The 25930-nt window shown below is 69.3% G+C and carries 27 protein-coding genes; 21 read left to right on the forward strand and 6 right to left on the reverse strand.

Features of this window, described 5'->3' with window-relative positions; all coding sequences use genetic code 11:
• The first annotated feature begins 11 nt into the window (after window positions 1-11).
• The 5 genes from LIV37_RS32970 (at window position 12) to LIV37_RS32990 (ending at window position 4701) form a co-directional block, all read left to right on the forward strand.
• Window positions 12-1511, forward strand: a complete 1500-nt coding sequence (locus LIV37_RS32970) for an MDR family MFS transporter (protein ID WP_121824225.1) — start codon at window positions 12-14, stop codon at window positions 1509-1511.
• 212 nt (window positions 1512-1723) lie between these two features.
• Entirely contained in the window at window positions 1724-2386 is a 663-nt protein-coding gene (locus tag LIV37_RS32975; protein ID WP_121824224.1) for a hypothetical protein, read from the forward strand.
• Between the two features lie 100 nt (window positions 2387-2486).
• Window positions 2487-2870, forward strand: coding sequence for a VOC family protein (locus LIV37_RS32980; RefSeq protein WP_020871419.1), 384 nt, complete (start codon window positions 2487-2489; stop codon window positions 2868-2870).
• 190 nt (window positions 2871-3060) lie between these two features.
• Window positions 3061-3648 (forward strand): DUF1062 domain-containing protein, encoded by a 588-nt coding sequence (locus LIV37_RS32985; RefSeq protein WP_020871420.1) that lies wholly within the window; start codon window positions 3061-3063, stop codon window positions 3646-3648.
• Between the two features lie 312 nt (window positions 3649-3960).
• The gene (locus LIV37_RS32990) at window positions 3961-4701 is read left to right on the forward strand and encodes a class I SAM-dependent methyltransferase (RefSeq protein WP_020871421.1); all 741 of its coding nucleotides are present in this window, start codon (window positions 3961-3963) and stop codon (window positions 4699-4701) included.
• 51 nt (window positions 4702-4752) lie between these two features.
• Here the strand turns inward: LIV37_RS32990 and LIV37_RS32995 are convergent, their stop codons facing one another.
• Window positions 4753-4956 carry a hypothetical protein gene (locus LIV37_RS32995; RefSeq protein ID WP_020871422.1) on the reverse strand — a complete coding sequence of 68 codons (204 nt, stop codon included), beginning with the start codon at window positions 4954-4956 and terminating at the stop codon, window positions 4753-4755.
• Between the two features lie 254 nt (window positions 4957-5210).
• Here LIV37_RS32995 and LIV37_RS33000 point away from each other — a divergent pair, with 254 nt between their 5' ends.
• Both LIV37_RS33000 and LIV37_RS33005 read left to right on the forward strand, forming a co-directional pair.
• Window positions 5211-6167 carry an alpha/beta hydrolase gene (locus LIV37_RS33000; RefSeq protein WP_020871423.1) on the forward strand — a complete coding sequence of 319 codons (957 nt, stop codon included), beginning with the start codon at window positions 5211-5213 and terminating at the stop codon, window positions 6165-6167.
• A gap of 37 nt (window positions 6168-6204) precedes the next feature.
• A complete protein-coding gene (locus LIV37_RS33005) occupies window positions 6205-6969 on the forward strand; it encodes a helix-turn-helix transcriptional regulator (RefSeq protein WP_020871424.1) in 765 nt (254 codons plus the stop codon).
• On the opposite strand, the gene LIV37_RS33010 is transcribed toward LIV37_RS33005, so the two are convergent.
• Window positions 6904-7377 (reverse strand): MarR family winged helix-turn-helix transcriptional regulator, encoded by a 474-nt coding sequence (locus LIV37_RS33010; protein WP_020871425.1) that lies wholly within the window; start codon window positions 7375-7377, stop codon window positions 6904-6906. The two genes, LIV37_RS33005 and LIV37_RS33010, sit on opposite strands and share 66 nt — an antisense overlap.
• Window positions 7378-7486: 109 nt before the next feature.
• Between LIV37_RS33010 and LIV37_RS33015 the strand changes: the two genes are divergently transcribed.
• The 4 genes from LIV37_RS33015 to LIV37_RS33030 all read left to right on the forward strand — a co-directional run bounded on the left by LIV37_RS33015 (window position 7487) and on the right by LIV37_RS33030 (window position 12299).
• Window positions 7487-8788: an FAD-dependent oxidoreductase gene (locus LIV37_RS33015; protein ID WP_020871426.1), complete on the forward strand. Its 1302-nt coding sequence runs from the start codon at window positions 7487-7489 to the stop codon at window positions 8786-8788.
• A 202-nt stretch (window positions 8789-8990) separates the two neighbouring features.
• Window positions 8991-9260 carry a hypothetical protein gene (locus LIV37_RS33020; RefSeq protein WP_121824222.1) on the forward strand — a complete coding sequence of 90 codons (270 nt, stop codon included), beginning with the start codon at window positions 8991-8993 and terminating at the stop codon, window positions 9258-9260.
• Window positions 9253-9876 carry a DUF6879 family protein gene (locus tag LIV37_RS33025; RefSeq protein ID WP_121824221.1) on the forward strand — a complete coding sequence of 208 codons (624 nt, stop codon included), beginning with the start codon at window positions 9253-9255 and terminating at the stop codon, window positions 9874-9876. Before LIV37_RS33020 ends, LIV37_RS33025 begins: the two co-directional genes overlap by 8 nt.
• Window positions 9873-12299, forward strand: coding sequence for an ATP-binding protein (locus LIV37_RS33030; protein ID WP_309471179.1), 2427 nt, complete (start codon window positions 9873-9875; stop codon window positions 12297-12299). The genes LIV37_RS33025 and LIV37_RS33030 overlap by 4 nt, the downstream gene beginning before the upstream one ends.
• A gap of 6 nt (window positions 12300-12305) precedes the next feature.
• Here the strand turns inward: LIV37_RS33030 and LIV37_RS33035 are convergent, their stop codons facing one another.
• A complete protein-coding gene (locus LIV37_RS33035) occupies window positions 12306-12725 on the reverse strand; it encodes an ATP-binding protein (protein WP_020871430.1) in 420 nt (139 codons plus the stop codon).
• Window positions 12726-12875: 150 nt separating this feature from the next.
• Between LIV37_RS33035 and LIV37_RS33040 the strand changes: the two genes are divergently transcribed.
• Genes LIV37_RS33040 through LIV37_RS33055 form a run of 4 tightly spaced genes read left to right on the forward strand, consistent with a single transcriptional unit; the run spans window position 12876 to window position 15582 of the window.
• A complete protein-coding gene (locus LIV37_RS33040) occupies window positions 12876-13727 on the forward strand; it encodes a helix-turn-helix domain-containing protein (protein ID WP_254807129.1) in 852 nt (283 codons plus the stop codon).
• A gap of 20 nt (window positions 13728-13747) precedes the next feature.
• Window positions 13748-13939, forward strand: coding sequence for a DUF397 domain-containing protein (locus LIV37_RS33045; protein ID WP_020871433.1), 192 nt, complete (start codon window positions 13748-13750; stop codon window positions 13937-13939).
• Window positions 13940-13954: 15 nt separating this feature from the next.
• Entirely contained in the window at window positions 13955-14704 is a 750-nt protein-coding gene (recO, locus tag LIV37_RS33050; protein ID WP_020871434.1) for a DNA repair protein RecO, read from the forward strand.
• A gap of 44 nt (window positions 14705-14748) precedes the next feature.
• The gene (locus tag LIV37_RS33055) at window positions 14749-15582 is read left to right on the forward strand and encodes an isoprenyl transferase (RefSeq protein WP_121825129.1); all 834 of its coding nucleotides are present in this window, start codon (window positions 14749-14751) and stop codon (window positions 15580-15582) included.
• 27 nt (window positions 15583-15609) lie between these two features.
• Here the strand turns inward: LIV37_RS33055 and LIV37_RS33060 are convergent, their stop codons facing one another.
• Window positions 15610-16188 (reverse strand): TetR/AcrR family transcriptional regulator, encoded by a 579-nt coding sequence (locus tag LIV37_RS33060; RefSeq protein ID WP_020871436.1) that lies wholly within the window; start codon window positions 16186-16188, stop codon window positions 15610-15612.
• Window positions 16189-16259: 71 nt separating this feature from the next.
• On the opposite strand from LIV37_RS33060, the gene LIV37_RS33065 reads away from it, so the two are divergent.
• A complete protein-coding gene (locus LIV37_RS33065) occupies window positions 16260-16853 on the forward strand; it encodes a dihydrofolate reductase family protein (RefSeq protein ID WP_020871437.1) in 594 nt (197 codons plus the stop codon).
• 14 nt (window positions 16854-16867) lie between these two features.
• Here LIV37_RS33065 and LIV37_RS33070 read toward each other — a convergent pair whose 3' ends face one another.
• The gene (locus LIV37_RS33070) at window positions 16868-17833 is read right to left on the reverse strand and encodes an NAD-dependent epimerase/dehydratase family protein (RefSeq protein ID WP_274596669.1); all 966 of its coding nucleotides are present in this window, start codon (window positions 17831-17833) and stop codon (window positions 16868-16870) included.
• 226 nt (window positions 17834-18059) lie between these two features.
• On the opposite strand from LIV37_RS33070, the gene LIV37_RS33075 reads away from it, so the two are divergent.
• From LIV37_RS33075 to LIV37_RS33095, 5 genes are all read left to right on the forward strand, one after another.
• Complete coding sequence (locus LIV37_RS33075; RefSeq protein WP_020871439.1) at window positions 18060-18455, forward strand: hypothetical protein; 396 nt, start codon at window positions 18060-18062, stop codon at window positions 18453-18455.
• Entirely contained in the window at window positions 18452-22726 is a 4275-nt protein-coding gene (locus tag LIV37_RS33080) for a polymorphic toxin type 17 domain-containing protein (RefSeq protein ID WP_020871440.1), read from the forward strand. The genes LIV37_RS33075 and LIV37_RS33080 overlap by 4 nt, the downstream gene beginning before the upstream one ends.
• 42 nt (window positions 22727-22768) lie before the next feature.
• Window positions 22769-22996: a hypothetical protein gene (locus LIV37_RS33085; RefSeq protein WP_020871441.1), complete on the forward strand. Its 228-nt coding sequence runs from the start codon at window positions 22769-22771 to the stop codon at window positions 22994-22996.
• A 93-nt stretch (window positions 22997-23089) separates the two neighbouring features.
• Window positions 23090-23671 carry a TetR/AcrR family transcriptional regulator gene (locus LIV37_RS33090; RefSeq protein WP_243146123.1) on the forward strand — a complete coding sequence of 194 codons (582 nt, stop codon included), beginning with the start codon at window positions 23090-23092 and terminating at the stop codon, window positions 23669-23671.
• A 102-nt stretch (window positions 23672-23773) separates the two neighbouring features.
• Window positions 23774-24685 carry an SDR family NAD(P)-dependent oxidoreductase gene (locus LIV37_RS33095; protein WP_020871443.1) on the forward strand — a complete coding sequence of 304 codons (912 nt, stop codon included), beginning with the start codon at window positions 23774-23776 and terminating at the stop codon, window positions 24683-24685.
• A gap of 36 nt (window positions 24686-24721) precedes the next feature.
• Here LIV37_RS33095 and LIV37_RS33100 read toward each other — a convergent pair whose 3' ends face one another.
• Window positions 24722-25888 carry a Cmx/CmrA family chloramphenicol efflux MFS transporter gene (locus LIV37_RS33100; RefSeq protein WP_020871444.1) on the reverse strand — a complete coding sequence of 389 codons (1167 nt, stop codon included), beginning with the start codon at window positions 25886-25888 and terminating at the stop codon, window positions 24722-24724.
• Window positions 25889-25930 lie beyond the last annotated feature (42 nt).

Consider the following 25930-nt stretch of genomic DNA (forward strand, 5'->3'; position numbering starts at 1 on the left):
GGTGGCTGTTCATGAGCACCCCTCCCAGCCGGTCAGACCCCACATCCGCGGCCGCGGACCCCGATCGCGTGGGCTCCGGTCGCGTGGATCCCGCCGTGTGGCGCATGGCGATCACCCTCATCGTGGGCGCCCTCGCCGTCGTCTTCGACACCACCATCGTCAGCGTCGCGCTCAACGACCTGGCGAAGGAACTCGACGCCCCGCTGTCCACCATCCAGTGGGTGAGCACCGGCTACCTGCTGGCGGTGTTCGTCACCATCCCACTCGCCGGATGGGCCCAGTCGCGGCTCGGCGGCCGACATCTGTGGATCGCGGCCCTGGGCGTGTTCCTGCTCGGCTCGATCCTGAGCGCGCTGGCGTGGGACGCGACCAGCCTCATCGCCTTCCGCGTCATCCAGGGCGGCGCGGGCGGCCTCATGATGCCGCTCATGGCCACGCTGCTCATGCAGGCCGCCCAGGGCCGCAACATCGGCAAGGTCATGGCCATCATCACCGTGCCCACCGCGCTCGGCCCGATCCTCGGCCCGGTCCTGGGCGGCCTCATCCTGCACCTGGCCGACTGGCGCTGGCTGTTCTTCGTCAACATCCCCTTCTGCGCCGTCGGCGCCTGGCTCGCCTGGCGCAATCTGACCGACGACCGACCGGCGCCCGACCGCCCCCGCGCCCGTCTGGACACCGTCGGCCTGCTCCTGCTCTGCCCGGGCTTCGCCGCCCTCGTCTACGGCCTCTCCCGGGTCGGGGGCAGCGCGGGCTTCGCCGACGCCAAGGTCCTCATCCCGCTGATCGGCGGACTCGCCCTGGTCGGGGGCTTCGCCGCCTGGGCGCTGCCCCGCACCACCGGCGCCCTGGTCAATGTGCGGCTGTTCCGCCACCGCGCGGTGGCCTCCTCCGCAACTCTGCTCCTCCTGGGCGGCATCTCCCTGTACGGGTCGATGATGCTGCTGCCCCTGTACTTCCAGCAGGTCCGCGGCGAGGACGCCCTCGGCGCCGGACTGCTGCTCATCCCGCAGGGTGTCGGCGCGCTCCTCGCCCGCGGCCTGGCGGGCGCCTACACCGATCGCGTCGGCCCCCGCGGGGTCGCCCTCGCGGCGTTCGCGTTCGTCGCCGCGGCCACCGTGCCGTTCGCCTTCGTCACCGCCGACACCAGCGAAGTCCTGCTCATGGCCGCGCTGTTCGTCCGCGGTATCGCCCTGGGCGCCGCCATGATCGCGCCCATGGGTGCCGCGTACGTCGGGCTGGAGCACGGGGAGATCCCCGACGCCAGCATCATCACCCGCGTCGCCCAGCAACTCGGCGGCGCCGTGGGCATCGCCGTCCTCGCCGTCATCCTCCAGCACGGCATCGGCGACGCCCGCACCCCGGGCGCCCTGGCCGACGGCTTCGGCACCGCGTTCTGGTGGTCGGTGGCCCTCACCGCCGTCGCCGTCCCGCTGTGCCTGCTCCTGCCCGGCCTCCCCGAACCGGCGGCCCCCGACGACGCCGCCGAGGCGGAAGCCGCCGCCGAGGCCTGAATCGCGCGTCGCGGGCGAGTGGGGCCTCGGACATCCGGACCAGCCCATGACCTGACTGCGCCTGGTCGCGTGACCGTGTCTCGTCCTTGCCCCTGCTCACAACCGTGTTAGCCGACCGTTAGCGGGGCGGCAGCCTTGCGGTAGGGGGCCCGGCCAGAGTTGGTGACGCACCGAGAAGACCACGACATCGACTGCCCCTGGGGGGACCCGAAATGAGCTCCAACGCCGTTGCCCGCACCGTTCGTCGCCGCACCCTGCGCGTTGCCGCCGCGGTCCTGATCGCAGCCGCCGGCTTCAGCCTGACCGCCTGCAACGACTCGGACGCCAACGCCTCGAAGCCCGCGGCCTCCGCCAGCTCGAACAGCGCGGACTCCGCCACCGGAGCGAAGGGCTCCGATGGCAGCGGAGCGAAGGGCTCCGACGCCAAGGTCGGTACCGAGTCGGGCGCCGCGGACGAGGCGGCATCCCCGGACCGCACCGAGACCCTGGCGGACGGCAGCACGGGCGAGATCTACGAGCTCGGCGACCAGCACTACCGCCTCAAGATCGTCAACGACGGTGACGTCCTGGCCACGTTCGAGACGAACGGGCGGGACGCCGGGCTCGACGCCAACGGCATGTATGTCGTGCTCACCATGGGCGGCGAGGTCCAGTCCTGGATGGGCGGCGAGCACAAGGCGCCGGGCACCTTCGAGCTCGCGGGCGGCTGGACGGCCAAGGTAACGAAGGTCGGCGAGGCCCAGTACCGTGCGGAGATCATCGGCCACGGTGACGTCATGGGCACGATGGAGGCGAACGGGCACGACGCCGGGCTCGACGCCAACGGCGTGTACATCGTGCTCAGCACGCGCGGTGTGATCAGCGCCCACGAGTGAACGCCCAGGAGTGAACGCCCGCCCGGCCGCGGCGGTGGAGCCACCGGATGGTGGCTCCACCGCCGCGGCCGGGCGGGCGTTCACTCCGTAGACTGACGGCATGGCATGCCGCATCAGTGAGCTGATCCTCGACTGCGCCGACCCCGAGCGGCTGGCCGCGTTCTGGAGCGAAGTCCTCGGCTATGTCGAACTCGACCGGGAGGACGACGGAAGCATCGAGATCGGGCCGCCCGGCGCCGGTTTCGGCGGCTTGCAGCCCACTCTCGTGCTCAGCCCCAGCAGCGACCCCCGGCCCGAGAAGCTCCGACTGCACCTCGACGTCAACGCCACCGACCGCGACCAGGACGCCGAGTTGGAGCGGCTGCTCGCGCTCGGCGCCAGGCCCGCCGACGTCGGTCAGACCGGCACCGAGAACTGGCACGTCCTGACCGACCCCGAAGGCAACGAGTTCTGCCTCCTGCACCGCCGGCTCCAGCCCCGCTGACCGGCTTCGGCAAAAACCAGTGGAGCGGCATCACGCTGCGCCATTAGCGTGCTGCCGACCCAAGTCGTCCAGGCAAGGACGTGCCGTTGTACACCGTGTGAGACCTCCCAAGCGCTGATTTGTCGCGCGTCGCGCTAATGCGCCGCGCTCTTTTTTGCTGCGGATTTCTCACTGGAACCGGTGTACTTCTGTGCTCAATACCTGGGTGGTCATGCCCACCTGCCTGCCGCTCGTTCTCCGCCGCTGTCACGCGTGCGCGTCCGAGCGTTTCCGGGCAAACGGCAAATTCCGCGTCAACGCGAACCACAAGCTGATCGACGCCTGGCTCCTCGTGCTCTGTACCGGGTGCGCAGAAACGGCGAAGCTCACGGTCCTGGAGCGGATGAACGTGCGCTCCGTACGACCCGAGCTGCTGGACCGGCTGCACGACAACGACCCCGGTCTGGCAGCCGAGTTGCTCCAGGATCCGGTCGTACGGCGCCGTAATCGCATCGCCCTCGACTGGAACAACGCCTGGCGCCTCGACACCGGCGGATCGGATCACCTGGACCGCGGATGGGGTCTCCCCTGCTCGAGCGAAGCCGAGAGCTTGGGGAAGATCGATGTCTCGGTCCGGTTCGCGGCGCGGATCCCCGTCCGGCCGGTGCGACTGATCGCTGAAGGCTGCGGTCTTTCACGGGCCGAGGTCGAGAGACTGATCACGGAGGGCAAGCTCGTTTCGGCGGTCCGGCTGGGCGCCAAGCTCACCGGCGACTTCACCTTCATGCTCAAGCGCTGAGCCCTCCCCGGGACCGGCACGGGGCTGCGCCACCGGCGCCGCCCCGTGCGTACGGTGAGGTAGGAGTAACCCTCGGCTGAACCATCGTCCCGGGTGGTGGATGTGATCAGCGTCACCACTCCGGGGCGCCCGTACCGCGCCGCCTGGTCGTCCCGGGCCGTCAACTCGCCCGAAACGCGCCCAGGTCGGCCGCCGGGGCATAACGCGCCGACTCCCCGCGTCGCCTCCCGCGTCGCCTCCCGTGCCGCGCACGTGGGCACCGTCACACGCCGAGGGATCCGCCCATGGGGAGCCGGTATGTAGCGTGCGCCCATGCATGTCACGGATGACTCGACCACCCCGCATGACCACGTCCTCGGACAGCGCGCCGCCGGAGGCTGGATGTTCCTCCTCGAGGCAGCCCGCGACATGCGCACCACCGGGGCCCTCGCCCCCAGCGGCAGGGCGCTGGCCCACGCGCTGACCGAACCGGTGCGCTCACAGGCGGGGCGGCCGCTGAGCGTCCTGGAGGCCGGTGCCGGTACCGGGTCGGTCACCAGTTCCCTGATCCACCAGTTGCCGGCGGGCAGCCGCCTGGACATCGTCGAGGCCAACCCCCGCTTCACCGGCCGGCTGCGCGACCTCGTCCGCACCCACCCGCACCTGGCCGGGCGGTCCGAGCGGATACGTGTGCACGAGGCGTACGTCGAGGAACTCGACGTACGCCGCCGTTACGACGCGATCATCTCAGCCCTGCCCTTCGCCAACTTCGATCCCCGCCAGATCGAGGCGATCATGGGCCGGTATCTGGAGCTGCTGCGCCCAGGCGGCCTCCTGGCCTACTTCGCCTACCGCGGCACCCGGCAGGCCCGCAGCCTGCTGCCCTCCCGAAACCAGGCGCGGCGGCACCGGGCCGCCGAAGAGGTGCTGGCCGACTACCGCCGCCGCTACGCCACCGGCCGCAGCACGGTCTGGGCCAACCTGCCCCCGGCCGACGTCTGGCACCTCCGCCGCCCCGCGGGCAGCCTCCCGGCCGCGAGCCGGACATCCGCCGGAGCCGCGGCCGGCTGGTGACCGTCAGCCGCCCGTGGACGACGGGCCCCGCGGAGATCCATCAGAAGCCCCCTAGTCCCGGAACGAACCGTCCGCCCTGCGTGCGTGCCTGGACAGCAGATGCCCGCACTGCGGGCAGTGCCGCCTGAACCCCTTCTTGATCAGATAACTGATGCCGATCGTCACCACATGCATCAGCCCCACCGCCGCGTTCTGGAACAGCCGGCCCAGCCACGACCTCGTACACGTCTCACAGTCCCGGCAACCGTCCGCCATGGCGTATCCCCCCAACTCGTCGCTGACCTGCCCCGCACCACCAGTGTGCGCAATGGGGAACGCCGCCGAGCCGCCAGCCGCCCTCCCTCCGCCGGGTTGTGACCGGCCCAGATCGCGTCCAGCACACGGCTGTGACATCGCGGCGGCGACATCGCGGCGGCGACCTTGTGGCAGCGACATCGCACCGGCCATGACGTAGATCACAGAGAAAGGGTGACAGGGTGTTGTCGCGGGCGGCTGCGAACGTCGGCGGCATGACGATCACAGATGTCGGCGGCATGACGCTCACGGATGAGGACTGCCTTGCCGAAACCCTGGCCTCCAACGAGAAGTTCGAGGCCGACGCGGCGAGCCGGCCGCCCCGTGGGCCGGTGCCGAGCGCGGCCACACTCGCGCTCCTGCGGCGCAACCGGCTCGGCGCCGACACCCCACCGGTGAGACTGGAGCACGGCCGGGACCGCGTCGTCGCGGGCGGGGTGAAGGTGCGGACGTTCGTACCGGACCGCGTCGACGGCGTACACCTGCACATCCACGGTGGCAGCTGGGCGTTCGGCGCCGCGGACGGGCAGGACGAAAGGCTCTGGCGGCTCGCCGTGGAGGCACGGCTGGCGGTGGTGAGCGTGGAGTACCGCCTGGCGCCGGAACACCCCTTCCCCGCCGGGCCGGACGACTGCGAAGCGGTCGCCCGGTGGCTGGTGGAGCACGCGGCAACCGAGTTCGGTACGGAACGGCTGCTGATCGGCGGCGAATCGGCCGGTGCCCACCTCAGCGTCCTGACGCTGCTGCGCCTTCGCGACCGGCACGGCATCACCGGTGCGTTCCGCGCGGCCCACCTGCTCTTCGGCCCCTACGACCTGTCGATGACACCGAGCCAGCGGTTGTTCGGCCCCCGACCGCGGCTGAGCAACACCGATTCGCTCCGGGGCGCCTATGAGCTGTTCACGCCGGGGATGGGGGCGGAGCGGCGCCGCGACCCCGGGGTCTCCCCGCTCTTCGCGGACCTGACCGGTCTGCCACCAGCCCGCCTCGCCGTCGGCACCGAGGACCCGCTGCTGGACGACTCCCTGTTCCTGGCCCAGCGCTGGCGGTCGGCGGCCGCGCCCGTACGGCTCGACGTCATCGCCGGCGCGATGCACGGCTTCACCCTGTTCCCCCTCACCATCACCGAGCGGGAACAGCGCCGGGAGCGGGACTTCCTGGCCACCGCGTGACGGTAGCGTCCCACCGCGTGACGGTAGCGTCGGCCCCATGAACCGCACCGCCCGGCTGTACGCGCTGGTGGAGGAGTTGCGCGCGGCCGCGCCACGGCCACTGACGGTCGCGGCGCTCGCCGCGCGATTCGAGATCAGCACCCGCACGGTGCAGCGCGACCTCCAGACGCTGATGGAGACCGGCGTCCCGGTGCGCACCACACCCGGGCGGGGCGGGGGCTGGTCCATCTCTCCGGAGATGACCCTCCCGCCGATCCACTTCACCGCCGAAGAGGCCTCCGCCCTGACCGCCGCACTCGCCGCCGTCGGCGCCGCCACCCCCTACGCGGGCGCGGCCCGCACCGCGGCCCAGAAGATCGCGGCCTCGATGACCGGCCCCGCCTCGACGGCGGCCCGCGAACTCGCCGCACGGATCGTCATGCGGCCGACCCGAACCGACTCCGGGATCCGCACCGCCGTGGAACAGGCCCTCACCCACAACGTGGCGCTGCGGCTGTCCTACACCGACGCGTCCGGACGCGAAACCGACCGCGTCGTGGAACCCGCCGGGCTCCTCACCGCCGAAGGCCGCTGGTACCTCATCGCCTGGTGCCGCACCCGCCGCGCCGGCCGAGGCTTCCGCCTGGACCGCATCACCGCGGCGACCCCCACCGACGAACAGGCCCAGCCCCACAACCTGACCGACCTCCTCCTCGGCTCAACCGCCACCGACGCGATCCGGCCCACCGCACTGGCTTCACTGGCCCCGCAGAGCCCGCAGGCGTTCGGTGTGCCGGGTCTGGAGCGCGGTGGTGGCCCGTAGGAAATCCATGACCAGTTCCAACTGCTCCGCGCTGTATTTCGCGCCGAGTTCCCGCGCACCGTCCTCGATGAGCGGGGCCATGAGCTCGTAGCAGCGACGACTCCCCTCCGGTGTCACCTTGACCACGCTCTTACGGCGGTCGACGGGGTGGGGGGCGCGGGTGAGCAGGTCGAGCTTCTCCAGCCGGTCGAGCATGGCGGTCACGCTGCCGGTTGTCAGTCCCAGCAGCCTGCTGAGTTCGCGCGGGGAGAGTTCCTCGGCGTCGAGCAGCAGTTCCAGGCAGCGCAGGTCGGTTTCGTTCACGCCGAGGAGCCGGGCGCTCTCGCGATCGGAGTCATCGACCGCGGCCTGGTAGCCCTGAATGACCTTGCCCAGCTCGGCGAGCACCTGATCCTTCTCGTTCGCCAATCGGGGTACCTCCTTGCCGATCAGATGGCTTGACAGTCGAGTGTCTTGATGTTCAAGGTATATATGCCTTGGCATTCAAGATACACGTCTCTCAAGGGAAGCGATCCGCATGCATGTCTTGATCATCGGCGGCGGCACCGGCGGGATGTGCCTGGCCCACGGCCTGAAGAAGGCCGGCATCTCGGTGGCCGTGTACGAGCGCTACGGCTCCCGTCGTGACGGTCTCTACGGCTACCGGGTCGGCATCGACCCCACCGGCAGCCGGGCATTGCACGAATGCCTGCCGCCCGAGCTCTTTGAGACCTTCGTCGCCACCTCTGCGCGGGAGCCTCGCCACTTCAACGTGCTCACCCAGTCCCTGCGCACCACCGCCACGTTCCGACTGCCCCCGGCGCGCGACGCGGTCAGCAGCGAGCGCTCGGTGTCCCGCGCGACCCTGCGCCAGGTGCTCTTCACCGGCATGGACGACGTCGTGCGCTACGGCAAGGAGTTCACCCGCTACGAGCGGCACTCCGACGGCACGATCTCCGCCCACTTCGGCGACGGCACCACCGCGACCGGCGACGTCCTGATCGCCGCCGACGGAACCCGCTCGGCCGTGCGCCGGCAGTTCCTGCCCCACGCCGAGATCAAGGACGCCGGTGTCACCGCCATCGCCACCAAGACCGCGCTCACGCCCGAGACCCGCGCGCTGTTGCCGGACGAGGCGCTGAACGGCCTCTCCCTGATCTTCGGCACGAAGGGCATGATCGGCATGCTGCACGTCATGACGTTCAAGCGGGACGCGCGGGGCGGCGGTTGCCCGGGGCCGGAGTCCGACACCACCCGCGACTACATCAACCTCTCCATCTGGAGCTCTCGTGATCGCTTCCCCGAGGACACATCGCGGCGGCGCGGACGGCCGCTCATCGCAACCGCTCTGGAAGCGGCCGCCAACTGGCACCCCAACCTGCGCCGGATCTTCGAACTGTCGGACCCGGAGTCCGCGTTCCCGCTGAAGATCGCGACCTCGGTTCCCATCGATCCGTGGCCGACGATCAACGTCACCCTGCTCGGCGACGCCATCCACACCATGACCCCCGGCCAGGGCGTCGGCGCCAACACCGCACTGCGCGACGCCACACTGCTGTGCCGCGAGTTGACCGCCGTCGCGGACGGACGCAAGGAGCTGCTGACCGCGATCGGCGACTACGAGGCCGAGATGATCCCCTACGGCTTCGCGCGCGTCGCCGAATCCCTCACCAGCAATGGCACCAGCGGTGACGACCGGCTCTTCCGGCCCGTCACGGGTCGCTTCGCGCTCTTCGCCGCCCGCAGCTACTTCGCCGCGACCAGCAGGGTCCCCGCCCTGCGCCGCAAGTTCCTGGCCGACCTGTCCACTTACCGCGGCGAGGACTTGCCCAGCTCTTGATCACTCGGTGCGCGGTTCGCGGAGCAGATGTGCTTGCCGGTGGGGCGCAGGCCGTCTCCACGGCCGCCCGCTCCGCGAGTACCTACCGCACACGCTTCGACACGTCTTCGTCGGTGCCGCAGTCATGGCTTGACTGACACTCCATGTGTCAAAAGCGGTAAGCTGATGACAGTCAGTGACGCAGGGATCACGGAGGTAGTCGATGGCCCGTTTCTGGGATGCTGACTCGTCGGCGTTATTCGTCAAACGCCTGGGAAAGTCGGCGGCAGAGCTTGGAAACTCCGAGGACGAAGAAAAGTGCCCGGATATCTGGCAGTTGGACAACGGTGATATCGCCGTCATCGGCCGTGACCTCACTGCCGTCTATGCCTCGCGCCTACCGAATGGTGTGTCCATCGGGCCCGGCGAGCGGCTGGTCGTGATTCCCGGAAACATGCTCAGCGCAGCAAAGGCAGATATTCCCGATGCTTGATCTTCGTGCCCCAGCGCTCCCGGCCGAACAAGGCGAACCACTCGATGACGATGCCTACGTCAGTGACTTCCGGGCGCGACGCAAGGCCATCCGTAACGGCGAGTCCTGGAAGTTGGAACGGCTGCAGCACTTCGAAGAAGAGGACAGCCCCACCCGGGACGCGCTCCGTCGAGGCGACTGGGACGAGGCGCTCCGGCTTTTCGAGGCGAGGCGTGAGGCCGAACAAGAGACAGCTGAACGCGACCGGCGGAACGGCTCCCCGTTCCATCGCTTGCGCGTCGTGGAAGAGCCGGTGACGCCATACATGCAATGGGAGCTGCACTCACTCCACGTTCGTGCGGAGGCCGGGCATCCCACCCGTGTGCTGCCCGCGAAGGAAGTCGCCGCCGCCGAGACCGAGCACCTTCTGCCCGAGTTCGTCATCCTCGACAATCTCACGCTTTATGAAATTCTCTACACCGAGACCGGAGTGTTCGAGAGCGCACGCCGTTTCACCGACCCCGAGATCGTAAAACCCTGGGTAGCCTATGTGAAGCAGGCTTGGGCGGCAGCGGAGGACATCCGGACCTATTTCGAGCGTGCGGTCGTGCATCTTCCGCCGCCCCCGGCGGCATGAGCGGAGAACAAATCAACGCCTCGGCCGGGGGCGAGGGAAGTCGTCCACAGGGCTCTCAGAATGACCTGTCAGGGTCGTCTCGGGACGTCGTACAGGCTGGCAATGTCTCGGGCGGCATCAACTTTTACCAGGGGGCGCCGGGGAAGCAGGCCAGCCTCATACCGCGACAGCTTCCGGCTGATGTGCACGCCTTTGTCAACCGCGCCGACGAACTACGGCAGCTTAATGCGATCCTGACCAGCCAAAGCGGCGACCGACTGGTCGTCTCGATCCATGTAGTGGCCGGCACGGCAGGTGCGGGGAAGACCTCGCTGGTGCTGCACTGGGCCCATCAAGTCAAGGACCGCTTTCCCGACGGTCAGCTCTTCGTCAATCTGCGGGGCTACGACCCCGGCGAACCCGTCACCGCGGACCAGGCACTACGCCGATTCCTGCGCGCGCTCGGCGTCCCTGCCGACCAGATTCCCCAGGACGTCGATGATGCCGCCGCGCTGTACCGCTCGCTGCTCGCCGAGCGACGCGTCCTGATCCTGCTCGACAACGCCGCCACGGTCAGCCAGGTGCGACCGCTCCTCCCCGGCAGTGGCACGAGCCTGGTAGTGGTGACCAGCCGCACCCGGCTCTCCGGCCTCACCGTACGGGACGGGGCCCGCCGCCTGACGCTTGGCATGCTTCCCGAACCCGAGGCGATTGCCTTGCTGCGCGCGGTCACCAGCGGCTGTCGGCCCGGAGACGATGGGGAAAAGCTGACCGAACTGGCGCGTCTTTGCGCTCGGCTGCCGCTCGCCTTACGTATCGCGGCAGAGCGCGCCGCCAGCCACCCTCATATGAGGATCGACGATCTCATCTCTGACCTGCGGGACGAGTCGGCGCTGTGGGACGCGCTCAGCACCGGGATCGATGAGGAAGCAGAAGCGGTTCACTCGGTCTTCGCCTGGTCGTACCGCGCCCTGCCGGAACCCTCCGCGCGGCTCTTCCGCTTGCTGGGAATTCATCCGGGTCCCGAGTTCAGCCTCCACGCCGCCGCGGCCCTTTGTGAGTCCAGCCTCAGCCGCACACGGCAGCTCCTGGACGACCTCGTGGGCGCCCACCTGCTTGAACAAACGGCACCGGACCGATTCCAGTTCCACGACCTACTGCGTGCCTTCGCCACCGGCCAGGCGCAGAGCGATGAACCCGTAGAGCAACGGAACGCGGCCCTGCACCGTGTACTGGACTGGTATCTGCATACCGCTGTTGCGGCGCAGAGTTGGCTCAGGCCTACCGAGTGGCTTTCCCTCTTGGCGACCTCTACGGCTTCCGTGCCTCCTCTGGTCTTCGCTGATTACGACGCGGCGGCGGACTGGGCGGACCGAGAGCACGCGACTCTGCTCCGTTTGGTTCCTGCCGCCGTATCAGCCGGGCTCGACCCTCTTGCCTGGCGCCTGGCCGAGGCGTTGTGGAGCGCCCGCTATCCCTCAGCGCCAGGCAGTGACTGGATCGACCCGATGCGTGCCGGTCTGGCGGCAGCCGAGCGGGTGGACGAACCGGGTGGCCAAATTCGGTTGCTCAACTTTCTCGGTATAGCCTATCGGGAATACCGTCGCCTCGACGAGGGCATGGAATGTCACCGACGAGCCAGGGAGCTGGCGCACAGCACAGCCATGCCCCTTGAAGAGGCGCGCTCGCTGAATCTCATCGGCCTGATTCACCTCGAGAGCCGCCAATTCGACCCAGCCGCCGACCACTTCGGGCGCGCCGCTGCGATCTTCCGTGACGCGGATGAAACCCGCAGAGCGGCCATGGCCCTGTCCAACATCGCAAGTACCCGACTCGACGCGGGCCGCCTGTCCGAGGCCGAGGAGGCCGCCCAACAGGCGCTCGCCGCCCACCGAGCCCTGAACAACGAAAGAAGCGTGGGCAATGCCTTGTATATCGTCGCCGAGCTCCGCCGCGAGCAAAGCGAGCTCGCGGCAGCACGACGTGCGATCGACGAAGCCCTCGACATCGCGCTCAACCTCAGGAGTCACGTCCTGGAGGGCTTTTGGCTGCTCACTCTAGGCGACATCCAGCGTGAGGCAGGGCAGCACGGCGACGCGCTGACCTCGTTCCAGCGGTCGGCCAAGCTCCAGCGGCGTCTCGGCGACCGCAGCCGAGAAGCCCTTGCCTGGCGGGGCACGGGGCAGACCTATGCGGCGATGGAGCGTTACGACGAAGCCGCCGCATTTCATCGTCAGGCCGCTGCAGCGCACGAACAGCTCGGCGATGCATGGCAGCACGCCTTGGAACTCGACCACCTGGCCGCCGCCGTGGATAGAAACGACCCCCAAGCGGCCCGCGCCCACTGGGCCGAGGCTCTGTCCCACCTGGGGACATATGCCGACCCCCGAGCCGTGGCCGCGCGGTCCCGCATCGAGGGACGCCTGGCCGATCCCTCGGCGTAGCTACTGTCATTCGGTGTGCGGGTCGCGGAGCTCGAACCAGATGTGCTTGCCGGTGGGGCGCAGGCCGTTTTCCCAGGTGACGCCCCACGCGTAGGCCAACTCCCGCATCAGGAACAACCCGCGTCCGCCCTCCTCGTCCGGCGCCGCGTCGCGCGGGTACGGGTGGCGTTCCGGGGAGCCGTCGCGTACGGCGATCGTCGCGATGCGGTCGCGGACGAGGGTGTCGATGTGGATCAGCTGGGTGTCGGTGTGCTGATTGACGTTCGTCACGGCCTCGGAGACCAGGAGTTTCGCCGTGTCCGCGAGGTCGTGCAGGTCGTTGGCCTGGAGGAGCGCGGCGATCGCGTCCCGGCAGACCCTCGGGCTCTTGGGGGAGTTGGGGGCGCTGAGTCGGTAGGCGTACGGGGGTTCGGCGGCTTCGGGCATGTTGGTGCTCCCAACGCGGTGCGTAGTTGATTCCTCACGCTGTGATAAGGACCATAGGGCATGCCGGGTAACTGGTTCCACTCCCATGGTGGAACCAGTTTTTATCTGAAAGGGTGACAGGGTCGCCCGGGTGCGTAGGGAGGAGTCCGCATGGGGCAGAGGGCCGCCACGACCGCGAGGCAGCGGCGCATCGGAACAGAGCTGCGCAAGATGCGCGAGCGGGCCGGGATGAGCGTGGCGGAGGCCGGTGAGCACCTCGGTGTGAACCGGACCCGGATCAGCAACATCGAGGCCGCGCGGTTCGGGGTGAGTGAGGAGCGGATCAGGACGCTCGCGACCATCTACTCCTGCATGGATCGGGCCTACGTCGACGCCCTCGTGGCCATGAACGAGGAGCGCGGCCGGGGCTGGTGGGAGGACTATCGCGGCAGGACACCCGCGAGCGCACTCGATCTGGTCGAACTCGAGCACCACGCGGTTGCCATGCGTTCAGCGCAGATCATGCATGTGCCGGGCCTGCTTCAGACGGAGGACTACGCGAAAGCCGTGTTCGCCACGGCCACGTCCAGTCCCACCGCGGCGCAGTTGCGGGCGAGCGTTTCGTATCGGCTGAGGCGCCGGGATGTACTGGACCGTGATGATCCGCCGCACTGCACCTTCTTCATCCATGAGGCCGCGCTGAGGATGAGGTTCGGCGGTCCGAAGGTGATGCGAGGGCAGTTGGAGCATCTGATCGAGTCATCGGAGCGGGGCAACCTGACCGTGCAAGTGGTCCCGTTCTCGGCTGGCGGGTTTTCCAATCCGGGCATCAGCATGCTCTATGTGTCCGGACCCGTACGGCGGCTGGACACCGTCCAGGCCGATACGCCCTCGGGTTCGGCCTTCCTCGACTCGGAGGCTCACCTGGAGCGCTACGGCCGTATCTTGGACCAAATGGAAGCCCTGGCGCTCACGCCAGAGGACACGGTCGGCTTCGTTCATGAGATAGCGCAGCAACTTTGACCCGACGGAGATGCCCTGACATGTACTGGCGCAAGTCCTCGTACTCGGGGGAGGACGCCGAGCACAACTGCGTCGAGCTGGCCCGCACCCCGGACACCGTCCTTCTGCGTGAGAGCGACGAGCCGCACATCGTGATCACCACCACCCCCGCCGCCCTCAGGGCGCTGACCCGGGCCGTCCGGGCCGGGCGGTTCGATCAGCTGTCCCGCTAGGGGACAATGGGCGCCATGAGTCTGTTCCGCGACGACGGCATCGTGCTGCGCACCCAGAAGCTGGGGGAGGCGGACCGGATCATCACGCTGCTCACCCGTAACAACGGCCGCGTCCGCGCCGTCGCGCGGGGCGTGCGGCGGACGAAGTCGAAGTTCGGCGCGCGGCTCGAACCGTTCAGCCACGTCGACGTGCAGTTCTTCTCACGCGGTGGCGGCGAGCTGATCGGGCGCGGGCTGCCGCTCTGCACGCAGAGTGAGACCATCGCTCCGTACGGCAGCAACATCGTCACCGATTACGCCCGCTACACCGCCGGTACGGCCATGCTGGAGACGGCCGAGCGGTTCACCGACCACGAGGGCGAGCCCGCCGTACAGCAGTATCTGCTGCTCGTCGGCGCGCTGCGCACCCTCGCCGCCGGGGATCATGAGCCGCATCTCGTCCTGGACGCGTTTCTGCTCCGTTCCCTCGCCGTGAACGGCTACGCACCGAGTTTCGACGACTGCGCCAAGTGCGGGATGCCCGGTCCGAACCGGTTCTTCTCGGTCGGCGCGGGCGGGGTCATCTGCGGAGAGTGCCGGGTGCCCGGAAGCGTCGTACCCTCGGCGGAGTCGCTGACGCTGCTGGGCGCGCTGCTGACCGGGGACTGGGAGACGGCGGACGCGTGTGAGTCGCGGCACGCCCGGGAGGGCAGCGGGCTCGTGGCGGCGTATTTGCACTGGCACCTGGAGCGGGGACTTCGGTCGCTGCGGTACGTAGAGAAGTAGCAGTAGCAGCACAGAGAGCAAGGGCTGAGGGAGACATGGCAGGCATCGCAGGACGCGGGTTTCTGGGCCGACAGCGGCGCGAGTACCGGGCCCCGGAACCGCACCCGTCCGGGGTCAGGCCGCCGAAGATCCCCGGCGAGCTGGTGCCGCAGCACGTGGCCTGTGTGATGGACGGGAACGGCCGCTGGGCCAAGGAGCGCGGGCTGCCGCGCACCGAGGGGCACAAGGTCGGCGAGGGCGTCGTGATGGACGTGCTCAAGGGCTGCCTCGAGATGGGCGTCAAGAACCTCTCCCTCTACGCCTTCTCGACCGAGAACTGGAAGCGTTCGCCCGACGAGGTGCGCTTCCTGATGAACTTCAACCGCGATGTCATCCGCCGCCGCCGCGACGAGATGGACGCGATGGGTGTGCGGATCCGCTGGGCGGGCCGGATGCCGAAGCTGTGGAAGTCGGTGGCGCAGGAGCTCCAGGTCGCCCAGGAGCAGACCAAGGACAACGACGCCATGACGATGTACTTCTGCATGAACTACGGCGGCCGTGCGGAGATCGCGGACGCGGCGAAGGCGCTGGCCGAGGACGTCCGGGCGGGCCGCCTCGATCCGTCGAAGGTGAACGAGAAGACGTTCGCGAAGTACCTCTACTACCCGGACATGCCGGATGTGGATCTCTTCCTGCGCCCGTCCGGCGAGCAGCGGACGTCCAACTACCTGATCTGGCAGAGCGCGTACGCCGAGATGGTGTACCAGGACGTGCTGTGGCCGGACTTCGACCGCCGCGACCTGTGGCGGGCGTGCCTGGAGTACGCCTCGCGGGACCGCCGCTTCGGCGGGGCGATCCCCAACGAGGAGCAGCTGAAGAAGGACTCCCCGTCCGCGTAACGCGTAAGCGGTAGGAGCGCGACCCTCTTACTCCGCCGCCACGATGCGCTCCACCGCGGCCGCCACCAGCTGATCCCGCTCCGCCTCCGTGAAGACGTCCGGCAGGGTGAGCTGCTCGACGATCAGCCAGTTCAGCGCCAGCATGAGCAGCTTGACGGCCGTGGCGTCGCCGGGGAGGCCCGACTCCTCGTGGTACGCGACGTTCGCGTCGAGGTCGGCCCGGACCCGCTCGGTGAGGACCTTGCGCAGTCCGGGCCGGCGGGTGGCCTCGAGGCGGAGTTCCAGCAGCGCGAGATAGCCGGTGCGGAATGAGGCGACTCGGCTGACGAGCTCACGCATCAGCTCGGCGTAGGTCTCCCGGTCGCGGCCCGCCGCCCGCTGGCGGGCGATCGTGGCCTCGTCGGGCTGGAGCCGCTCATAGACGCGGGCGCCGGACTGCGTGAGTAGGTCATCGCGGCTGCCGAAGTAGTTGGACGCGGTCCCGGCGGGCACGGCGGCCTCGGCGTCCACCGCGCGGAAGGTCAGGCCGCGCGCTCCTTCCCTGGCCAGCACCTCGATCGCGGCGTCCACGAGGGCGGCGCGCCGCTGGTCGTTCCGTCTCACCATTGACACCACTCCAGCTGTAGTACTACGTTCCAACCACTACAAGCAGAGTACTACGTTTGGAGCGGCCAGAGATGCGAAAGCTCGTGTACTACGTCGGTATCACGCTCGACGGCCGCATCGCGGGCCCCGGCGGCGAGTACGACTTCTTCCCCGGCGGCGACGAACAGCAGTCCGCCGCCTACTCGAACTGGACCAACACGCTGTTTCCCGAGACGGTCCCGACCGCCTACCGCGCGGCGGTCGGCCTGGCCGACGCGCCGAACCGCCACTTCGACACCATCCTCATGGGCCTCGGCAGCTACCGGCCCGCCCTCGACGCGGGGATCACCAGCCCGTACGCCCACCTGCGCCAGTACGTGGTGTCCAGCACCCTCGAGCCCGGCATCGACCCGGCGGTCACCGTCGTCCCGGGCGACCCGCTCGGCCTCGTGCGCGAGCTCAAGCGGGAGGACGGCGCGGGGCTGGACGTATGGCTGTGCGGCGGCGGCAAGCTCGCGGGCGCCCTGCTGCCGGAGATCGACGAACTGGTGATCAAGAACTACCCCGTTGTCGCGGGTGCCGGGATTCCCGCCTTCGACGGCGCCTTCGATCCCACCGTCTTCGACGTCGCCGAGCGCACGGCCTTCCCCAACGGGGTCACCCTCACCCACCTCACCCGTCGCTGACTCGGGGCTGTGGGTCAGCGCTCATTGCCCGCCCGCAGCCAGGCGATGTACTCGGCGACCGCGCGCTCGGTGTCGTAGGCGGGCTCGTAGCCGGTGTCCTGCCGGATGCGGGTGATGTCGAGGTAGGTCTGCGAGCCGGCTCCGCCGGTGGGGAGGTCGACCCGGGCGTCCGGGACGACCTTCTTGATGGCGGCGATGATCTCGGCGTTGCTCGTGGCACGGCCGGAGGCCACGTTGTAGGTGCGGTGGTTGAGGCGGTCCGTGAGCTGGAGGAGTGCGATGGCCCGGCCCGCGTCCTTCGCGTAGCAGAGGTCGAGCGAGTCCTCCGCGTGTGCGGGCGCCGGGAGGGGGGAGAGGTCCGGCTCGGTGCCGCGCGCGGCGGCGTGGACGAGTTCGGGGGCGGCGAAGAACAGCGGGCCGTGCGGCTCGAGCGGCCCCCAGATGCCGGAGATGCGGTAGTTGATGACCTCGATGCCGGTGGCGTCGGCCAAGTGGTCGTTGAGCAGCTCCCCGATCTTCTTGAAGGTCGGGATGAGGTGCCCCGAGCTCAACGACACGGGCATGTCCTCGGTGAGCGGGCCCTCGGCTCCGCCGCCACCGTAGACGCCGATCGTGCTCGCGACCCCCACCCGCCGCACGCCCCAGTCCCGCGCGGCCTGGAGGACGTTGAGCAGGCCGCCGATCGCCTTGCGCGTCGCCTCGATGGGCTGCTCGGGGCTCGGCGGCCAGGGCATGGACCCCGCGAGGTGCACAATGCCGGTGATCTTGTGGCGGGTGCCCACGTCGAGCAGCGCGCGCAGATCGGTGATGTCGGCCCGCTCCACCGCGACTGGCGCGTCAAAGCGCCCTACCGGCGGCTCGGTGGAGCTGCGCTGGACCAGCACACACTCCTCGCCCGCGTCCAGCAGGGCCTGCACGGTGTGGGAGCCGATGAAGCCGAGCCCCCCGGTGACCAGAATCATTCCTGAGCTCTCTCTCATGGTTGTGGCTCCTGGTTGTGGCTCCACCAGAAGCGGAACGTCGTTCCGATTAATATACGGATCCAGGTTCCGTTTCGTCAACGGCCTTCGGGAGGAGGGCGGGGCGCGCGCTGGGCTGAGCACTCTTTACTCGCTGTAGAGGCCACATTGAACGGCCCGTGATGGTTGCCGTCCTAGCCTGGGAGCTTTGTGCGGCAGACGTTCGGTTCAGTGGGGGAGGCGTCGTATGGGCAGCGGCGGCGGGCGCGGTGGCGGGCACGGCGGCGGCAAGGTCCTGGACATCAAGGTGGCGGACATCAAGTCGGTCGCGCCGACGTTCCACCACCAGGCGGTGAAGCTGAGTGAGGCGCTGACCACGCTGATCTCGACGCTGGACGGCTATGGGGAGCCGTGGGGGGACGACAAGCCGGGGAAGGACTTCGGCAAGCAGTACAAGCCGAACCAGAAGCACATCGAGTCGGCGGCCGGGATTCTCGTTCTCGGTCTGACCAGCATCTATGAGGCGATGAACGACATGGCCGACGGGCATGTCGACAATGACAAGCTCATCGAGGGCATGTTCACCAAGGCCAAGCACGGCTCGGGTCATGATCAGGGTCCGGGCGCGGGCGGCCATCGGTGAGTTTCGGCAGCGATATCGAGGACAAGGCCAAGGCCCTGCTGATGAAGCTGGGCATGTGGTGGCCGGATGCCAATTCCGGCACGCTGCGCCACGCCGCGGACGCCTGGCGGACGTTCGCCGACAGCGTGGACGATGTGCGGGTCGCCAGCAACAAGGCGGCCACGACGCTCATCCACCACAACAAGGGCGAGGCGATCGACGCCTTCGAGACCTTCTGGGGGCGTTACGCCAAGGGTGAGGACGAGGGCTGGCTGAGCAATCTCGCCAAGTCGGCCCGGAACATGGCCAAGGCGCTGGACAAGTTCGCCGACACGGTCGATGACGCGATCGAGAAGCTGTGGACGCAGATCAGTATCGATGCCGTCGCACTCGTTGGTGGCGGGCTGCTGACCATCGTCACTGGGGGTGCCTCGGATGGGGTGGCGGCGGAGATCATCGCCATGGCCGCCGGTCTGGGTGTCGCCGTGGAGGAGGCGGTCGCCGTCATCGCGGCGGAGATGCTGACTGGCGCGGTCTTCACCAGTGTGCTGTCGGTGACGATCGACGCGGCGGTGGCGCAGCCGGTGAAGATCGCCCTGGGGCAGCAGAAGGGTTTCAGCCTGGACGAGGTCAATCAGGCGGCCAGGGACGGCATGATCGACGGGGGTATTTTCGGTGCCGGGCTGGGGGTGCTCAAGCCCGGTGTGATGCCGAAGCTCACCGGTGTTCCGGACCTGCTCAAGCCGCCGAAGGTGCCCTCGATGCGGCCGAATCTCGTGGAGGAGGGTCCGGCCGCCCGCCCGGCCAAGAAGTGCCCGTGCACGGGTGAGCCGATCGACATCGCGACCGGCGCGATGCTGATGGAGCACACCGATCTGACCCTGCCCGGTTCGCTGCCGCTGGTCTTCGAGCGCACTCATGTGTCCTCGTACCGGGGCGGGGTGTGGTTCGGCCCGACCTGGGCCAGCCTGCTGGACGAGCGGGTCCAACTGGACGCGGAGGGTGTGGTGTTCGCCGCCGCGGACGGGATGCGGCTGGTGTATCCGGTGCCGGAGCCGGGGGTGCCGACGCTGCCCGCGAAGGGTGCGCGGTGGCCGCTGGAGTGGGACGGCAAGCCGGACGGCGTCATGACGGTGACTGATCCGGAGGCGGGTGTGGTGCGGACGTTCGTCCGTCCCGCCGCGACGGAGGAGCCGGGCGCGGTCTACCTGGTCCTGGAGAGCCTCCAGGACCGCAATGGCGCGCGCATCGACATCGAACGCGCCCTGAGTGGTACCCCGCTGGCGATCCGCCACTCCGGGGGCTACTACCTGGCCATCGACACCGAGGGCCCGCGGGTCACCGCGCTCCGGCTGCTCGATGAGCCGCCGTCGGTCTACGAGCCCGAGTCGAACCGTGCGAGCGGCACGGTGGTGATGCGCTACGGCTACGACGAGGCGGGCAACCTCACCGAGGTCATCAACTCCAGCGGCACGCCCCTGCGGTTCACCTACGACGGCCAGGGGCGGGTCACGTCCTGGACCGACCGCAACGGCACGTCGTTCCGGTACGCATACGGGCCGGACGGGAGGGTGGTGCGCACCGAGGGCAGCGACGGCGTCTTCAACGGCGGCCTGGAGTACGACGACGAGGCGCGGACGACGGTCTACACGGACTCGCTCGGCCACGCGACGAGGTATCGCTACAGCGCCGACGGTCAGCTGGCCGAGGAGACCGATCCGCTGGGCCACACCACGCTGACGGAGTGGGACGCGCGCGGCGACCGTAAGGTCGCGGTGACGGATCCCCTGGGGCGCACGACGCGCTACGGGTACGACGAGGACGGCAACCTGACCGGCGTCACCCTGCCGGACGGCAGCGAGGCACGGGCCACGTACAACGACCTGTGTCTGCCGGTGGAGGTCACCGAGCCGGGCGGCGGGACGTGGCGCCACGCGTATGACGACACGGGGAACCTCCTCACGACGACTGACCCCGTGGGGGCCACCACGGCCTACGGCTACACCGAGCGCGGCCACCTGGCCGAGGTGACGGACGCGCTGGGCAACACCACGCGCCTGACCCCGGACCCGGCCGGGCTCCCCATCGCCGTGACGGACCCGCTGGGCCACACCACGAGCGTCCGCCGGGACACCTTCGGCCGGGTGGTGGAGGCGACGGATCCGCTGGGCCATACGACCCGTATGGGCTGGACGACCGAGGGCAGACCGGCGTGGCGCCAGGAGCCGGACGGCGCCCGGGAGAGCTGGACCTGGGACGGCGAGGGCAACCTCCTCACCCACACGGACCCGGCGGGCAACACCACCCACCAGACCTCCACCCACTTCGACGTCCCTGCCAGCCGCACCGAGCCGGACGGCGCGCGGTACGCCTTCGCCTACGACACCGAACTGCGCCTGACCGAGGTCACCAACCCCCAGGGTCTGACCTGGACCTACACCTACGACCCGGCGGGCCGGCTCACCTCCGAGACCGACTTCAACGGCCGCACCATCGGCTACACCCACGACCCGGCGGGCGAACTGCTGACCCGCACCAATGGCGCGGGCGAGACGCTGCGCTTCACCCGGGACGCGCTGGGCCGCACGACGGAACAACGCGACGAGGCGGGCGCACGGACGACGTACGCCTACGACGCGCAGGGCGCCCTGACGCGAGCGGCGAATCCGGACGTTGAGCTGACCCTCGAACGGGACGCGCTGGGCCGAGTCCGGTCGGAAACGGTCAACGGCCGGACGACGAGGTACGCGTATGACGCCGTGGGCCGCCGCACCGAACGCACGATGCCCTCGGGGCTGAGGAGCGTCTGGACCTACGACGAGTCGGGCCGCCCCACCCAACTGACCGCAGGCACGTCAGGCGTCTTGACCTTCACGTATGACGCGGCGGGCCGGGAGACGGAACGCCGCGTCGGCGAGGCGGTGAGCCTGACGCAGACCTGGGACGGGTCAGACCGCCTGACGGCCCAGACAATCGCCGAGGGCCGTGGCAACGAGGCGAACCGGATCCTCCAACACCGCTCCTACGCCTACCGCCCGGACGGCTACCTCACCGAGATCCGCGAACTGACCTCGGGCACGCGCCGCTTCGACCTCGACCCGTCCGGCCGCGTGACGGCGGTCCACGCGCACGGCTGGACCGAGACGTACGCCTACGACACGGCGGGCAACCTGACGCAGGCCACGGCCCCGGACCACGCGTCGCTTGGCGACCGGGAGTTCACCGGCACGGTGATCCACCGAGCGGGCCGCACGACGTACGAACACGACGCCCAGGGCCGCCTGACCCGCCGCACCCGCAAACTCCTCAACGGCCGGACCCGCACCTGGACCTACACCTGGAACGCGGAAGACCGCCTGACGGACGCGACAACTCCGGACGGCGACCACTGGCACTACACCTACGACCCCCTCGGCCGCCGCATATCCAAGCAACGCCTGGCCGAGGACGGCACGGTCGCGGAATCGGTGACCTTCGCATGGGAAGACACCCGCCTGGCCGAACAATCCACACCAGAGGGCAACCACACCACCTGGGACTACGCCCCGGGCACCCACCGCCCCCTGACCCAAACCGACCACACGTCACTGGTGCGCGAGCCCGGCGAATCCCTCATTGAGAAATTCACCGGTGCCGACGACGACACCACACCGCGTTTCCACGCCATCGTCACGGACCTGGTCGGCACCCCAACGGAGTTGGTCACCGCGGCTGGTGACCTGGCCTGGCAACACCGCACCACCCTCTGGGGCACGGACTTCCCCTCCGGGGCAAGCGGATCAACGGTCGACTGCCCCCTCCGCTTCCCCGGCCAATACGCCGACCCCGAAACGGGCCTGTACTACAACTACTTCCGCCACTACGACCCGGAAACGGCGCGCTACACCGCTGCCGATCCGCTTGGCCTGGATCCCGCGCCTAACCATCACCGGTACGTTGACTCGCCGTTGACGTCGCTCGATCCTCTGGGTTTGAAGTGCGGAGACCCGGTGCCTGTCCCGCGCACCGGTGTGAAGGGACTGCTCAAGGATGCGCAGCTCCCCATCTCGGGGCGCATCCGATTCGTGCCTCCAGAGAACACCTCAGTCAACGCCGGATTGTTGCGCGGTACCCGGAAGGGCTACATTGACCGATTCGGAAATGAATGGATCAAGGGGCCGTCCCGCACTGCCGGACAGCCCTTTGAATGGGATGTCCAGCTGAGCAAGACAGGAAGGGCTAAGCTCGGCTGGCTGAGCCGGGACGGAAGCCACTTGAACGTCTCGCTGGATGGGGAAATCACTCACAAGTAGGCCATGGAGTGCTTCCGGGCACGCTCACTCAAGGAATGAATCATGGAAGATCCTCTTCGCTTCTACGCAGAGGTTCGGGTCGTCGCTTGTCCCGACCGGCCGGAACTGGAGGGGGCTCTCGGTGCAATCGTCGGCATCTCCGAACCGCCGAACCCTGACACCGCTCCGAGCTTTGGGGTGATGCTTGACGGGTTCGACATTGTTCGCGTCTTTTCGAGGGAGCAAATCGCTCTGACGGGACGGGACCGCCAGGAGTCGGATTATTACTGACACCTCGCCTTGGCACGTGGGGACGTCTGGAGTTTGAGCCTGGGCTGATGGAGGTCGGAGGGCCGGTAGCCGGTGGCGGCTTATGCTGGGCGCGTGACACCGAAAGGCGAGCAGGGGCCGGCGCTGCGGGCGGATGCGGCGCGGAATCGTGCTCGGGTGTTGCGGGTCGCCCGTGAGCGATTGGCCGCCGGTGATGACTCGCTTCAGCTGAATGCCATCGCCCGGCTCGCCGGGGTGGGCGTGGGGACCGTGTATCGGCATTTCCCCAGTCGTCACGCGCTGTGGGAGGCGCTGTCGGCCGAGCGCTTTCAGGAGTTGGTCGACGCGGCCCAGGCCGCGGCCGCGGACGAGGACCCTCTCGCGGGGTTGCACCGCCTGCTGCGGTTCGCCCTCCTGGAGGCGTCGGAGGACAGCGGGTTCGCGGCCGTTCTCGAATCCGCCAGCGATGCCGACGTGCAGACCGCGACGCTGAAGGCCGAGCTCGACGGGGCCGTGGCGCATCTGCTCGACCGGGCCCGCCGGAGTGGCGCCATCCGGCGTGATGTCGAGGCCGACGACGTGCGCCGTCTGCTCTGCGGTATCGAGCACGCCATACGTTCCGGCGCCGACGACGACCCGAAGCGCGCCGAGGTCTATCTCGACGTCCTCCTCGAGGGGCTGCGGCCGCCGCGCTGACGGCGGCAGTTCTTCAGCCCAGCGAACTCCATCCCATCCCTAAACCGGATATGTATCCGGTTGTGCTAGCGTGCCCTCATCGAAGCGGATAGCTATCCGATTATGGGTGGCGAGGCGGCGGAGGGCGGCCCCATGGAGCAGCGGGCGGTAGTGACGGCGGGGACCGGGGGGATCGGGCTGGAGACCGCGATGGGGCTGGCGGCGCGTGGGTTCGGCGTGACCGTGGTGGGCCGGGACGCGGAGCGTGGCGCCGGTGCGGTCGAGCGGATCGCCGCGGTCGCGACCGGTGGCGAGCCGCAGTTCATGGCGGCCGACCTCGCGTCCCTCGAAGACGTCCGGGCGCTCGCCGCCCGACTCGCGGCCGAGGGTCCGTTGAAGGTCCTGGTCAACAACGTGGGTGCGATGTTCGCGGACCGGCAGCGGACCGTCGACGGGATCGAGGCGACGTTCGCCGTCAACCACCTCTCGCCGTACCTGCTGACCGAATCGCTCCTCGATCAGCTCAAAGCAGGCGGGCCGAGCCGGATCGTGAACGTCAGCACCGGTGCGATACGCCTCGCCAAGCGCACCTTCGACGCCGTCGAACCGCCCGGTGGCTACTACGGCTTCCACTGGTACGGCCGGGCCAAGCTCGCCAACCTCGCCTACACCCTTGACCTGGCGGAACGCCTGCGCGGCAGCGGTGTCACGGTCTTCGCGGCCGACCCCGGCGGCGCCGCGACCGACATGACCAACGGCACCATGCGCTCGCCGAAGATCGTCTCCCCGGCACTGCGCCTGCTCTGGCCGCTGGTCCGGCGGGCCATCGAACGCTCCACCGCCGGACCCGCGGCCCTGGCCGCCCGGTCGTCCATCGCCGCCGCGACCGACGCCTCCCTCGACGGCCGGACCGGCCTGCTCATCGGCCCCGAGGCCACCCCTGTCCCCGCCTCCCGCGCAAGCACCGACCGCCGGACGGTCGACGGCGTGCTCAGGCTCAGCCGACAGCTGGCACCCGTTGGCGACGATCGCTGACCGTGCCGGCCGGCCGCCCCGAAACGCCGACGTCCCTTACCCGGCTTCCCCGACCCCGGCGCGGGCGACCCCCGCCCTGGAAGCCGCGACAGTGGCGACCGCCGTCGCGGCCAGGGCGGCGCTGACCCACGCCGCGTCCCGGTAGTCGCCCGTCGTCCCGGTCGCGGCGCCCGCGATCAACGGGCCCAGGAAGGCGCCCGCGTTCAGCGCGACCGTGGCGAACGAGCCGCCCAGTGAAGGAGCCTGGGGCGCGACATGCATGACGCGGGCGACGAGCGTTGAGCCGATGCCGAACGACAGGGCGCCCTGGACGATCGTCACGACGAAGAGCGGGGCCGTATGCGCACTGGTCGCGGCCAGCACCGCCCAGCCCACGGGAAGGACCCACAGCGCCAGGAGCAGGCCCCTCCCGAGGCCGCCGTCGGCCGTGCGCCCGGCCGTGGTCACCCCCACGAACGCGCCCGCCCCGAACGTGGCGAGAAGGGCCGGGACCGCGGCGGCCGGAAGGTGGGCGACGTCCGTGGCGATGACGGCAAGGTAGGCGAAGGTCGCGAAGGTCGCCCCGTTCACCACGGCCGCGAGGACCATCGCCAACCGCACCGGGCGCGACCGCAACGCACCCGCCTCCCGCCTGACCGAGACCTCCGCCCGACCCGCCGCGTCGGCGGGCGCCCGACGGAAGACCAGCGCCAGCGCGGGCAGGCACAGGGCGGCCACGGCCCAGAACGCGGAACGCCAGCCGGACCAGTCCCCGAGCAGCGCCCCCGCGGGGACACCCGCGACGCACGACAGCGTGACCCCGGACAGCAGAACGGCGGTGGCCCTGCCGCGCCGATCCGCGGGGACCAGCGCCGACGCCACGGACATCGCGACCGCCAGAAAACCGGCGTTGACGACCGCGGCGACGACACGCGTTCCGAAGAGCACGGCGAAGTCCGTCGTGACCGCGCCGATCACATGCACGACGACGAACGCCGCCAGAAAGCCCGCCAGCGCGCGCCGCCGTGGCCAGCGCGCGCTCAACGCGGCCATCACCGGGGCGCCGACGATCATCCCGATCGCGTACGCGGACGTCAGACTCGCCGCGGCTCCCACCGATACGGACAGGTCACGGGCGATTCCCGGTACGAGACCGGACAGCATGAACTCGGACGTCCCTTGCGCGAAGACGGCGAGCGCGAGGACATAAAGGAAGACAGGCAAGAGGTCGACTCCAGCGATCAGCGATGAGCGTATGCGGGCAAG

This window comes from Streptomyces rapamycinicus NRRL 5491 (assembly GCF_024298965.1).
GTDB lineage: Bacteria > Actinomycetota > Actinomycetes > Streptomycetales > Streptomycetaceae > Streptomyces > Streptomyces rapamycinicus.

What these genes read in the sequence shown, in the direction of transcription:
- LIV37_RS32970 (WP_121824225.1), top strand. Translation starts at nt 12, where the DNA reads ATGAGCACCCCTCCCAGCCGGTCAGACCCCACATCCGCGGCCGCGGAC.
- LIV37_RS32975 (WP_121824224.1), top strand. Translation starts at nt 1,724, where the DNA reads ATGAGCTCCAACGCCGTTGCCCGCACCGTTCGTCGCCGCACCCTGCGC.
- LIV37_RS32980 (WP_020871419.1), top strand. Translation starts at nt 2,487, where the DNA reads ATGGCATGCCGCATCAGTGAGCTGATCCTCGACTGCGCCGACCCCGAG.
- LIV37_RS32990 (WP_020871421.1), top strand. Translation starts at nt 3,961, where the DNA reads ATGCATGTCACGGATGACTCGACCACCCCGCATGACCACGTCCTCGGA.
- LIV37_RS32995 (WP_020871422.1), bottom strand. Translation starts at nt 4,956, where the DNA reads ATGGCGGACGGTTGCCGGGACTGTGAGACGTGTACGAGGTCGTGGCTG.
- LIV37_RS33000 (WP_020871423.1), top strand. Translation starts at nt 5,211, where the DNA reads ATGACGATCACAGATGTCGGCGGCATGACGCTCACGGATGAGGACTGC.
- LIV37_RS33005 (WP_020871424.1), top strand. Translation starts at nt 6,205, where the DNA reads ATGAACCGCACCGCCCGGCTGTACGCGCTGGTGGAGGAGTTGCGCGCG.
- LIV37_RS33015 (WP_020871426.1), top strand. Translation starts at nt 7,487, where the DNA reads ATGCATGTCTTGATCATCGGCGGCGGCACCGGCGGGATGTGCCTGGCC.
- LIV37_RS33020 (WP_121824222.1), top strand. Translation starts at nt 8,991, where the DNA reads ATGGCCCGTTTCTGGGATGCTGACTCGTCGGCGTTATTCGTCAAACGC.
- LIV37_RS33025 (WP_121824221.1), top strand. Translation starts at nt 9,253, where the DNA reads ATGCTTGATCTTCGTGCCCCAGCGCTCCCGGCCGAACAAGGCGAACCA.
- LIV37_RS33030 (WP_309471179.1), top strand. Translation starts at nt 9,873, where the DNA reads ATGAGCGGAGAACAAATCAACGCCTCGGCCGGGGGCGAGGGAAGTCGT.
- LIV37_RS33035 (WP_020871430.1), bottom strand. Translation starts at nt 12,725, where the DNA reads ATGCCCGAAGCCGCCGAACCCCCGTACGCCTACCGACTCAGCGCCCCC.
- LIV37_RS33040 (WP_254807129.1), top strand. Translation starts at nt 12,876, where the DNA reads ATGGGGCAGAGGGCCGCCACGACCGCGAGGCAGCGGCGCATCGGAACA.
- LIV37_RS33045 (WP_020871433.1), top strand. Translation starts at nt 13,748, where the DNA reads ATGTACTGGCGCAAGTCCTCGTACTCGGGGGAGGACGCCGAGCACAAC.
- recO (WP_020871434.1), top strand. Translation starts at nt 13,955, where the DNA reads ATGAGTCTGTTCCGCGACGACGGCATCGTGCTGCGCACCCAGAAGCTG.
- LIV37_RS33060 (WP_020871436.1), bottom strand. Translation starts at nt 16,188, where the DNA reads ATGGTGAGACGGAACGACCAGCGGCGCGCCGCCCTCGTGGACGCCGCG.
- LIV37_RS33065 (WP_020871437.1), top strand. Translation starts at nt 16,260, where the DNA reads ATGCGAAAGCTCGTGTACTACGTCGGTATCACGCTCGACGGCCGCATC.
- LIV37_RS33070 (WP_274596669.1), bottom strand. Translation starts at nt 17,833, where the DNA reads ATGAGAGAGAGCTCAGGAATGATTCTGGTCACCGGGGGGCTCGGCTTC.
- LIV37_RS33075 (WP_020871439.1), top strand. Translation starts at nt 18,060, where the DNA reads ATGGGCAGCGGCGGCGGGCGCGGTGGCGGGCACGGCGGCGGCAAGGTC.
- LIV37_RS33085 (WP_020871441.1), top strand. Translation starts at nt 22,769, where the DNA reads ATGGAAGATCCTCTTCGCTTCTACGCAGAGGTTCGGGTCGTCGCTTGT.
- LIV37_RS33095 (WP_020871443.1), top strand. Translation starts at nt 23,774, where the DNA reads ATGGGTGGCGAGGCGGCGGAGGGCGGCCCCATGGAGCAGCGGGCGGTA.